Source organism: Streptomyces sp. NPDC005752 (genome assembly GCF_040630715.1).
Classification (GTDB): domain Bacteria; phylum Actinomycetota; class Actinomycetes; order Streptomycetales; family Streptomycetaceae; genus Streptomyces.
The window spans coordinates 1-2,868 of sequence record NZ_JBEXYB010000092.1; the positions used below are offsets into that span (position 1 = coordinate 1).

The following is a 2,868-nucleotide window of genomic DNA, read 5'->3' on the forward strand; positions in this document are numbered from 1 at the left end:
CGTTGTTGACGGCCGATCCTCTGATCACGGCGTGGATGGTGTCGCCGTCGTTCAGCGCGTCCTCCAGCCGCTTCAGTGCCACCACGCCGACACCGTTGCCGAAGACCGTGCCACGGGCGTCCGCGTCGAACGGGCGGATGTGCCCGTCCGGAGCGAGGAACGCTCCCTCCTGGTAGAGGTAGCCGGTGTTCTCGGGCACCTTGTACGACACCGCCCCCGAAAGGGCCATGTCGCACTCGTAGTTGAGCAGGCTCTGGCAGGCTGCGTGCAGCGCGACCAGGGAACTCGAGCAGGCGGTCTGGACGGGGAAGCTCGGTCCCCGCAGGTCGAGTTTGTACGACACCCGGCTGGTCAGAAAGGCGAGTTCGAAGCCCAGGCCGACGTTCTCACCCTTGATCGCCTCGCCCTGCTCCAGGTTGCTGAGGATGTTCCCGAGGTAGGCGGTGGTACTGGCGCCGCCGAAGACACCGATGCTGCCGTCGTACTGGGCGGTGTCGTAACCCGAGTGCTCCAGTGCCGCCCACGCCGTCTCCAGGAAGAGCCGGTGCTGCGGGTCCATGATCTTGGCCTCGCGGGCGGTGTACCCGAAGAACTCCGCGTCGAACAGGCTGATGCCCTCGAACTTGGGTGCGGCCTTGACGTAGTCCGGCCGTCCGAAGACCTCGGGCGGCACTCCGGCCGCCGCCAGCTCCTCGTCCGTCAGGGCGACGATCGACTCGACACCGTCGCGCAGGTTCGACCAGAACTCGGTCAGGTCCCCGGCACCGGGGAAACGCCCCGCCATCCCGATGATCGCGACACCGTCCCGTGCCGGGAGATCCGTGAAGTCAGTGGTCATCATTCGCCCCTTGCCGTTCGACGCCTCTGCTGGTGCTGACGCCGCTGCTGCATCTTCGCTCTGCGGTCCTCAAGTGCCTTGAGGTTGTCACTCGGTGCCTGCTCCACCGGCTTCTCGGTCAGCCCCGCCAGGTGGGCGACCGTCAGTCCCTCGTACAGATCGCCGAGCGTGAACTTCGTACCCAGCCTGGTGTTGACGGTGCTCACCAGCTGGATCGCGATCAGGGAGTTGCCGCCCAGATCGAAGAAGCTGTCCTGGATGCCGACCTTCTCGATGCCCAGCAGGTCCTGCCACACCTCGCATACCGCGCGCTCGGTGTCGCTGCGGGAGGCCACGAACTCGGTCAGGATGTCCGGGCGTTCGTGTGCGGTGGTGGGGGGTTCAACGGTGGCGTTCCGGTCCAGCGAGAAGGCGCTCGCGAAGAGGGCCGAGAGCTCGGCGGGCGACACGATGATCTGCGACTCCGAGGCGCCGGCCAGGATCGTGTCGAGAGCCCGCAGCCCCTCGGCGGCCGACATGGCGCGCTCTTCCACCTGCTCGATGCCGGGCGGCGTCGCGGTGGTCACCGCCATGCCGATCTCCCGCCACGGGCCCCAGTCGATCGAGATCACCCGCTGTCCACGGCCGCGGTCCTGGGCGAAGGCGTCGAGGAAGCAGTTCGCGGCGCAGTAGTCGACCTGCCCGACACTGCCGATGTTCGCACCGTTCGAACCGAACAGCACCAGGAAGTCCAGCTCCTGGTCCGCAAGGACCTCCTCCAGCACCAGGGTGCCGCGTACCTTCGGCAGGAGCACCTCGGCGGCCGCCTGGAGGTCCTTGAGCTGGATCAGACCGCCACCGGCCACGCCCGCCGTGTGGAAGGCGCCGTCGATGGCTCCCCAGCGCAGGGTGGTCTGCCGGACGGCCTCGCGCATCGCCGCCCGGTCGCTCACATCGGCCCGGAGCACCAGGAGTTCCGCGCCCGCGTCCCGCAGGCGGACCAACGTCCGCACGGTTTCGGCGAGCCGGCCCGCACCCGGGTTGCGGACGAGCCACGAGTCCCACTCCTCGGCGTCCGGCAGCCGGGTGCGCGCGGTGAGCGCGATCCGGGCTCCCGCGGCCGCGAGGTGCTCGGCCAGCGCGAGGCCCAGGCCGCCGGTGCCGCCCGTGACGAGGTAGACACCGCCCCTGCGCACCACCGGCGGCCGGTCACCTGCGGGCAGGGGCTGCGGCAGGTAGTGCTGGGACCACCGGTGGCCGCCCCGGTGGGCCACCGTCTCCGTGCCGGGCTCCGGCTCGGAAGTCAACTCGGCCATCAGCCTGTCCAGTTGAACCTTGGTGGGAGAAGTCAGGCAGTCGAGGTCGACGCTCCGGCAGGTGGTGCCGGGCAGTTCGCGGGGCAGCACGCGGCAGGGGCCCAGCAGGGCGGCCTTCAGTGGCGACAGCCGCTCGGCGCCGGTGACGTTGTGCAGTCCGTTGCTGAGCACCCAGATCCGGCGCGGCTCTCCGTCCGGGTGGCGGACGAGCGCCTGGGCGAGACGGATCAGGCTCTCGAAGCCGTGCTGGAGGCTTCCCTCCTCACCCGGCGCGGTGACACTCCAGGCGTGGACGATGCGGGTGGGTACGCCGGCGGGGCCCTCCCGCAGCGCGTTGATCAGCCGGTCGTGGTCGGCGCCGCCGGCCGGGTCGATGCCGTACCGGCCGCCTCCTGGCTCGGACCAACCGTCGGCCGCCGCCGCCACGGTGACCGTGGCGCCACCGGACCGCAGCCGTTCGGCGATCGCCTCACCCACGCCCAGGCCGTCGGCGAAGACCAGCCAGTGCCGGCCGCAGTCCGGCTGCCCCCCGGCAGGGAGAGCGGCTCGCTGCCATGACGGGGCGTAGAACCAGTCCGTGATGTCGTCGCGGCGCGCCGTGCTGCCGCTGACGACGGACGGCGCTGTGGTCTGCCGGTCAAGCCAGTAGCGTTTGTGTTGGAAGGGGTAGGTGGGGAGGGGGATGCGGCGGCGTTGTTGTTGGTTGTAGTAGTTGGTCCAGTGGGGTGTGGTGCC

At 70.0% G+C, this 2,868-nt stretch carries 2 protein-coding genes; both read right to left on the bottom strand.

The window, feature by feature from the left end:
* On the bottom strand, window positions 1–838 hold an 838-nt coding region (locus ABZ441_RS33485), incomplete at its 3' end, for a polyketide synthase (protein WP_358981179.1).
* Window positions 838–2,868 (bottom strand): SDR family NAD(P)-dependent oxidoreductase (locus ABZ441_RS33490; protein ID WP_358981181.1); only part of this gene is annotated, 2,031 nt, incomplete at its 5' end. The genes ABZ441_RS33490 and ABZ441_RS33485, both read right to left, overlap by 1 nt.